We start from the raw sequence: 6,895 nt of genomic DNA on the forward strand, positions 1-6,895 counted from the left end.
ACCTTAACTTTATGCGCAGGACCTCTCCGTCGGCTCACACTGCGAGCCCCACGACCCCACGGGCGCGGCCCCGCTCGTCGCTCGTGCTCCTCCTCGGTCCTGCCTTCGTCGCCGCCGTCGCCTATGTCGATCCCGGCAATGTCGCGGCCAACCTCACGGCCGGCGCGCAGTACGGCTACCTCCTCGTCTGGGTGCTCGTCGCCGCGAACCTCATCGCCGTCCTCGTCCAGTACCTGTCCGCGAAGCTCGGACTCGTCTCCGGGCGGTCGCTGCCGGCCCTCCTCGGCGATCGCCTCGGCCGGAGGTCACGGCTCGCGTACTGGGGGCAGGCGGAGATCGTCGCGGTCGCCACCGATCTCGCCGAGGTGGTCGGCGGTGCCATCGCCCTGAAGATCCTCTTCGACGTGCCCCTCCTCCTCGGCGGGGTCATCGTCGGCGTCGTCTCCCTCGTCCTCCTCTCCATCCAGTCGACACGCGGGCAGCGTCCCTTCGAGTTCGTCATCATCGGCTTCCTCGCGATCATCGCGATCGGCTTCCTCGCCGGACTCGTCGTCGGCGACGTCGACTGGGGGCAGGCCGCCGGAGGCCTCGTCCCGCAGCTCGAGGGCACGAACTCGCTCGTGCTCGCCGCCTCGATGCTCGGGGCCACGGTGATGCCGCACGCGATCTACCTCCACTCCGCCCTCGCCGTCGACCGGCACGGGATGGTGCCGCGGGCGGAGATTCCGCGACTGCTGCGGGCGAACCGGTGGGATGTCGCGCTCTCCCTCGTCGTCGCCGGCTCCGTCAACATCGCGATGCTCCTGCTCGCCGCGGCGGCGCTGCGCGGGGAGTCGGGCACCGACACGATCGAAGGGGCGCATGCGGTCGTCACGGCCAACCTCGGCGAGGTCGTCGGCCTCCTCTTCGGCATCGGCCTGCTCGCCTCCGGGCTCGCCTCCTCAGCGGTCGGATCCTATGCGGGGGCCTCGATCATGCAGGGTCTCCTGCGCATCGACGTGCCGATCGTGTGGCAGCGGGCGGTGACGATGCTCCCGGCCCTCGCCGTCCTCGCGATCGGCGTCGACCCGACGTGGGCGCTCGTGCTCAGCCAGGTCGTCCTCAGCCTCGGGATCCCCTTCGCGATGGTCCCGCTCGTGCGGCTGACGAGGATGCGCACGGTCATGGGCGAGTTCGCCAACGGGCGGGCGATCACGGTCGCCGCGCTCGCCGCCGCGAGCCTCATCATCGTCCTCAACGTCGTCCTCATCGCCCTCCTCGTCGCCGGCATCGACTAGGTCGAGGAGCCGGGCACCGCACCTGAGGCCCGCCTCGGCGGAGGTACATTGGCGGCCCCGCAGGGAGTCAGCGACCCCGCGGGGAGTCAGCGGTCGCGCAGCGATACGGGCCGGACGATCGTCACCGGGTCGGAGCGGACCCACCACGGCACGGGCTCGCCCGCCGCCCGCGCCGCGCGCCGCTCTTCCCGTGTCGCATACCGGTAGGTGAACATCCGGGCGCGGATGAGGGCGGGAGCTCCCCGTCGAACGGGTCGGGGCCGAGCAGCCGACGGATGAGCGGATCTCCGGTCGCGAGGCGTTCGAGGAGCACGAGGAACCAGGAATCCCGGTAGTCGCCGAGGGCGGCGAACCACATGAGCCAGTCGAGCCGCAGATGATAGGGCGCGACGATGGGTCCGCGCCGGGTGACGTCACCGGGCTTGCCCTTGAAGACGTATTCCTTCCACCCGTGTGTGCCCGAGGGGTCGAGCGTGCCTTCGATGGCGATCTCGTGGCGGGTCTCCGACATCGACCCGAACGCCCCGTACGCGTTGCCGAGTCCCCAGCGGTTGAAGTGCGCGTTCATCAGCTGCCGCGGCGAGAAGAGGTTGCGCAGCGCCGGGATGTTGAGGATGGCCTGCCAGATGACGAACGCGGTGGTGAGGAGCACCCACCACAGCGGGGACGGCGGGTAGGCAGCGGAACTGCCGGCCGCCTCGGCGATCGTGCTGACGGCGGCGTCGATGCCCCACTCCGGCCACGGCCCGCCGATGATCCAGCGGAGGAAGGAGTCGCTGATGCCCGCGCACGCGAGCAGGATCGTCGCCCAGTTGAGCCACGCGTAGTTGCCGGTGATGACGAGCGCGAGCTGGGTGATGATGATCGCGGTCGCGGCGAACGAGGCGATGGGCTGGGGGAGGAAGAGCAGCCACGGGGCGATGAGCTGGACGATGTGGCTGCCGAGCGTCTCTCCCTTGTGCCACCATGTCGGTTTGAGGTGGGCGCTGCGGCTGAGCGGACCGGGCATCGGCTGCGTCTGATGGTGGTAGTTCATCGCCGTGAGGTCGCGCCACGAACTGTCCCCGCGCATCTTGATCATCCCGGCGCCGAACTCGACGCGGACGGTGAACCACCGCAGCAGGAGGATCATGAGCAGGGGCGGGGCGACCGCGTGGGAGCCGAGGAACCCGACGAAGAACCCCGCCTCGAGGAGCAGGCTCTCCCAGCCGAAGCCGTAGAAGCGCTGCCCGATTGCCGAGATCGAGAAGTAGAGCCACCACATCATGAGGAACACGGGAATCGGTGCCCACGCGGGACCGGCCTGGGGGAGGCCGACGATGACGGTGAGGGCGAGGACGATGCCGACGGCGCAGACGATGCGGAGGTTGCGATCGGAGTACGGAGTGCGTCTCCAGCGGAAGAGGCTCGGGGCCTGCCGTGCCGTCGTCAGGGCGATGAAGCGCGGCGCGGGGAGGAGGCCGTGCTCGCCGAGGAGGGGCGGAAACTGGTTCCAGGCGTTGACGAAGGCGATGAGGAAGAGGACCGCGAAGCCGCGTTGGAGGATCTCGCGGGCGATCGTGTAGTCGCCCGCGTCGAGCAGGGGAAGCAGAGCGGTGACGTCCACGGGATCCTCCTCGCCTCGCAGGTGCCCTTGCAGTCGACTATCGCGCGAATCGGGGATGGGGGCAACAGCGAAAAGCGGCTATTGTCGGGGCTGAGGCGCGATCCCCGCGCTCATCACACCCCAGGAGGCATCATGAGCGATCATCCCCAGAAGACCAAGGAGTCCATCCTCGGCCATCCCGCTCCGCGCGACATCGAGTGGAAGCACTTCATCACGATGTGGGAGAACTATGCCGATCGGGTCGAGCAGGAGTCGGGTGACCGCCTGGCGGTGAACATGAACGGCCACCGTGTCGTCTTCCGCCGTCAGCACGACGGGCTCGTGAGCATCGAGGACGTCGAACGCGCCCGTCACCTCTTCGCCGCCCACGAATCGACCGAGGGCGAGGGGCACCTGTTCGTCGTCACGCTCACCGACGAGGACGCGCGCTTCTACGACTTCGACCTGAGCGCCCATGATGTCGAGGTCGACCAGCACGAGCACGAGAAGAACCCGGACTCCCGCGGCCACCACATGCGCACGGTGGAGAAGAAGACCGGTCGTGACGACAAGCAGGACCTCGACCGGTTCTTCGACGACCTCGTCACCGAGATCGACAAGGCCGCGGCGGGACGCGACTTCGTCCTCCTCGGCCACGGCACGGGAACCTCGAACGCCGCCGACGACTTCGAGAAGTTCCTCGCCCACCGGCACGAGCCGCTGCACGAGCACATCATCGCCGCAGGCGTCATCGACCTCAGCGCCGCCGGTGAGCCGGAGATCGAGAAGAAGGCGCAGGAGCTCGCCGGACGGTGACTGTCTTCGTGCTGCGCGGACTGCCTCGGCGCTGCGGAGACGGCATCGGACCGGGCTGGGTGAACTCGGCGGAAATCCTTGTCCGCCCTGTTCACAACGGCGGGTTTGACACGTAGCCTGTCAGCAAGGCGGCTCGTCCCAACCGGGGACGACGCTGGCCCGCTCCCGGCCAGATCTCAGTGCCGATCGGGTGCCGCCGATGCCATGCGATATCAAGGAGGAATCATGACGGAATCCAACTTCGATCCCAACGAAACCGAAGGCCCGGCCGACGGCGGTGCCGCGGGCACGCCTGGCGTTCACGACGGCGGTGCTGACGGTGGCGCCGAGGGTCCGGCCGACGGCGGAGCCTCGGGCACCCCGGGTGTCCAGGACGGTGGCGCCGACGGCGGTGCCGAAGGTCCGGCCGACGGCGGAGCCTCGGGTGAACCCGGTGTCCACGACGGCGGTGCCGACGGTGGAGCCGACCGGTCTTGAGCAGTCCCACCACTGAGGTCCAGCACCCCGACGCCGCTGCAGGCGCCGGGGTGCTGGAATCCCGGCTCATCGACTGCTCGCGCGAGACCTTCGCCAAGGACTACTGGGGCAGGCGGGCGCTGCTCAGTCGCGGAGTCTCCGACTTCTCCGACCTCTTCTCCTCCCGCGCCGTCGACGAGCTCATCTCCGCCCGCGGCCTGCGCTCCCCGTTCCTGCGCGTCGCCAAGGACGGCGCGACCCTGCCGACGGCGTCCTTCACCTCCCGGCCGGGGTCGGCGCGACGATCGGCGACCAGCTCGACGACACGAAGCTGTGGAAGCAGTTCCATGCCGGAGCGACCCTCGTCCTCCAGGCTCTGCAGCGCACATGGGAGCCCATCGGCGAGTTCTCGAGCGCGCTCAGCCGCGAACTCGGCAACCCGGTCCAGGCGAACGCCTACATCACCCCGCCGCAGAACCAGGGCTTCGACGACCACTACGACGTCCACGACGTCTTCGTCCTCCAGATCGAGGGCACCAAACGGTGGGTCATCCACGCGCCCGTCTTCGATGCGCCGCTGCGCGACCAGCCGTGGACCGACCGACGCGAGGCCGTGGGCCGGGCGGCGCAGACCGACCCGGTCATCGACGCCGTGCTCGAACCCGGTGACGCCCTCTACCTGCCGCGCGGCTGGCTCCATGCCGCCACCGCCCAGGGCGAGGTCTCCATCCACCTCACCCTCGGCATCCACAACTGGACGCGGTACGGGGTCGCCGAACAGCTCGCGCAGGCGGCGCTCGCCCAGCTCCAGGACGATCCCGCGATGCGGGCGAGTCTGCCGCTCGGGGAGAGCCACCCGAGCCCCGAGGTCCTCGAGGCGATCCGCCAGGCAATGGTCTCCGCGCTCACCGCGGCTGACCCCGGTCCGAGCATCGACCGGATCAGTCGGTCGCAGGCCCGCCCCGCGCCCCTGGGTCCCCTCGCCCAGCATGCGGCGATGCGAGACCTCGACGACGCGTCGCCGCTCACGCTGCGCGCCGGCCTCGATGCCACCCTCGAGGGGAACCGCCTGCGCACCCGGATCGGCTGGTTCGACTTCAGCGACGCCGAGCTGCCCGTCGTCCGCACCCTCCTCGACGGCGATCCGGCGTCGGTCGCCGACATCGGTCGGCCGTTGGCGGAGCGGCTGCTCGCTGCCGGTGCGCTCGTGCCCGCGCTCGGCTGAGCACTGGGGTTGAGGTGACGATGAGCGAGGTCCGGGGCTTCCGCTGCTCGAACGCCGCCCGTGACCGCGGCGACAGCATCGTGGGCACGGCCCCGCGGGGGACGTACTGGGTGCTCATCGAACACCGAGGCGGCTGGCCGATCAACGGCTTCGAGGGCCTCGACATCGACTGGCGCGTGCGGTCCGAGGTCTTCTATGCCGCACAGTCCCTGCGCGCCCGCATCCTCCTCATCCGCCGACCCGGACGGCGCACCCGCGGTGGGCCGGGTGTCTGGGGTGTCATGCACCTCGAGGGTCCCGGCCGCCTCCACCAGATGTGGGGAGAGTGGGAGGACGACTCCGACCTCCTCGCGATCGTCGAGGCACTCGAGGCCTGTGCCGCGCAGTCCGAGACCTTGCAGTCCGAGACCTCACAGTCCGAGACGGGATTGCTGCCGCCGGTCGTCCTCGTCTGCGCCCATGGGCAGCACGATGTCTGCTGTGCGGTGCGTGGGCGACCCGTGGCCGCCGTGCTCGCAGAGCGGTGGCCGGATCTCGTGTGGGAGTGCACCCACGTCGGCGGGGATCGGTTCGCGGCGAACATCCTCGTCGTGCCCGACGGCGTCTACTACGGGGATCTCGATGAGGACACCGCGGTCGACGTCATCGCCGGGCACCTCGCCGATGAGATCGACGGCTTCCACCTGCGCGGCTACACGGATCTCAACTCGCTCGAACAGGTCGCCGTCGCCGCGGTGCTCAAGGAACGGGGCCCGGCCGGACGCTTCGCCTACGGGATCGGCGGCGTCGACTCGGCCGACGGGGTGTGGACGGTGCGGGTCATCGATCGGCGGACCGCCTCGGCGAACGTCGACGTCGACATCACGGTGTCCCGGTCGGACCCGCACTTCCTCACGTGCCGCGGCGTCGAACGCGCCGTCGCCAACGTCTTCACCGTGGTCGGGATGCGTCCCGGCGATCCGCTACGCTGACGACATGCGCGCAGGGGAAGTGTCGGAGGTCAGCCAGGACTATCTCAAGGCGATCTGGTCGGCACGCGAATGGGGCGGGGATCCGATGACCGCGACCGAGCTCGCGCAGCGCTTCGGGACGACGAAGGCCAACGTCACCGAGGTGCTCAAGCGCCTCGACGACCTCGGCCTCGTCAACCGGGTGCCCTACCGGCCACCGGAGCTGACGGCGGCGGGGGAGGAGATCGCGGTGGCGATGGTGCGCCGGCACCGACTCATCGAGACGTTCCTCGTCGAGTCGCTCGGCTACAGCTGGGACGAGGTCCACGATGAGGCGGAGGCGCTCGAGCATGCGGCATCGGACCTGCTCATCGACCGGATCGATGCGTTCCTCGGCCACCCCACCGCGGACCCCCACGGCGATCCGATCCCGGGATCCGATGGGGCTGTGCAGTGCCATGACTCCTCGCTTCTCCTCGCCGAGGCGGTCCCCGGGTCGTACGAGGTCCTGCGGGTCTCCGACGCCGACCCCGAGGTGCTCGCGACCTCGCCAGGCGCGCGTGCGCCCGCTCACCGTCGTCGTCGT

The 6,895-nt window shown here is 69.9% G+C and carries 5 protein-coding genes and 2 pseudogenes; 6 read left to right on the plus strand and 1 reads right to left on the minus strand.

Going from position 1 to position 6,895, the window contains the following annotated elements; all coding sequences use genetic code 11:
* Positions 1 to 11 precede the first annotated feature (11 nt).
* A complete protein-coding gene (locus AC2W7K_RS11140) occupies positions 12 to 1,277 on the plus strand; it encodes an Nramp family divalent metal transporter (RefSeq protein WP_249120941.1) in 1,266 nt (421 codons plus the stop codon).
* Between the two features lie 86 nt (positions 1,278 to 1,363).
* Here AC2W7K_RS11140 and AC2W7K_RS11145 read toward each other — a convergent pair.
* Positions 1,364 to 2,883, minus strand: a pseudogene (locus AC2W7K_RS11145) (lipase maturation factor family protein).
* A gap of 132 nt (positions 2,884 to 3,015) precedes the next feature.
* Here AC2W7K_RS11145 and AC2W7K_RS11150 point away from each other — a divergent pair.
* The 5 genes and pseudogenes from AC2W7K_RS11150 to AC2W7K_RS11170 all read left to right on the plus strand — a co-directional run.
* Complete coding sequence (locus tag AC2W7K_RS11150; RefSeq protein ID WP_211978328.1) at positions 3,016 to 3,678, plus strand: hypothetical protein; 663 nt, start codon at positions 3,016 to 3,018, stop codon at positions 3,676 to 3,678.
* Between the two features lie 225 nt (positions 3,679 to 3,903).
* Positions 3,904 to 4,155, plus strand: a complete 252-nt coding sequence (locus AC2W7K_RS11155) for a BatC protein (RefSeq protein ID WP_211978327.1) — start codon at positions 3,904 to 3,906, stop codon at positions 4,153 to 4,155.
* A pseudogene (locus tag AC2W7K_RS11160) lies at positions 4,152 to 5,359 on the plus strand (cupin domain-containing protein). Before AC2W7K_RS11155 ends, AC2W7K_RS11160 begins: the two are co-directional and overlap by 4 nt.
* A 20-nt stretch (positions 5,360 to 5,379) precedes the next feature.
* The gene (locus AC2W7K_RS11165) at positions 5,380 to 6,330 is read left to right on the plus strand and encodes a sucrase ferredoxin (RefSeq protein WP_211978325.1); all 951 of its coding nucleotides are present in this window, start codon (positions 5,380 to 5,382) and stop codon (positions 6,328 to 6,330) included.
* Positions 6,331 to 6,334: 4 nt separating this feature from the next.
* Positions 6,335 to 6,895: metal-dependent transcriptional regulator (locus AC2W7K_RS11170; RefSeq protein WP_486006183.1), on the plus strand; the 561-nt coding region annotated here is incomplete at its 3' end.

This window comes from Brevibacterium sp. LAARM2_SD2, from assembly GCF_057364785.1.

Coding starts and splice junctions, on each gene's coding strand:
- AC2W7K_RS11140 (WP_249120941.1), top strand. CDS start 12: ATGCGCAGGACCTCTCCGTCGGCTCACACTGCGAGCCCCACGACCCCA.
- AC2W7K_RS11155 (WP_211978327.1), top strand. CDS start 3,904: ATGACGGAATCCAACTTCGATCCCAACGAAACCGAAGGCCCGGCCGAC.
- AC2W7K_RS11165 (WP_211978325.1), top strand. CDS start 5,380: ATGAGCGAGGTCCGGGGCTTCCGCTGCTCGAACGCCGCCCGTGACCGC.
- AC2W7K_RS11150 (WP_211978328.1), top strand. CDS start 3,016: ATGAGCGATCATCCCCAGAAGACCAAGGAGTCCATCCTCGGCCATCCC.